Origin of the sequence: Ciceribacter ferrooxidans (genome assembly GCF_004137355.1) — a bacterium.
GTDB classification, from domain to species: Bacteria; Pseudomonadota; Alphaproteobacteria; order Rhizobiales; family Rhizobiaceae; genus Allorhizobium; species Allorhizobium ferrooxidans.
The window spans coordinates 1-353 of sequence record NZ_SDVB01000072.1 but is presented as its reverse complement, the minus strand read 5'-3'; the positions used below and the strand labels follow the sequence as shown (position 1 = coordinate 353).

Sequence of the window (353 nt, the reverse complement as noted above, 5' to 3'; positions counted from 1 at the left end):
CGACAACATGATCCAGTTGGTGGCAGTGTGTGAGGACAAGAACGGAGGACATCTTATTTTTGATAAAGTGGCTACAATGAAGAATCCACCTATACTATTGAGGATCTCTGGAAATCCCACTGTAAATAAGCCTATGACTGTCGATGTTATATTTTCCAATCCACTTGAAGAAGAAGTTACAAGCAGTGTGCTAACTGCAGAAGGCAGTGGCCTACTGAAAGCCCCTCTTTCGTTCGCTGTACCTTCCCTGAAGCCGAACCAGAGGTTCATAACCCAATTTGAAACGATCCCATATAGACCTGGACAGAGATGTCTCCTGGTGGATTACTCCTCTAATAAATTTTCAGATGTAA

1 protein-coding gene is annotated in these 353 nt (G+C 43.1%); it reads left to right on the top strand.

What is annotated here, in order from left to right; translation table 11 throughout:
* Positions 1 to 353 (top strand): hypothetical protein (locus tag EUU22_RS01855; protein ID WP_165351046.1); only part of this gene is annotated, 353 nt, incomplete at both ends.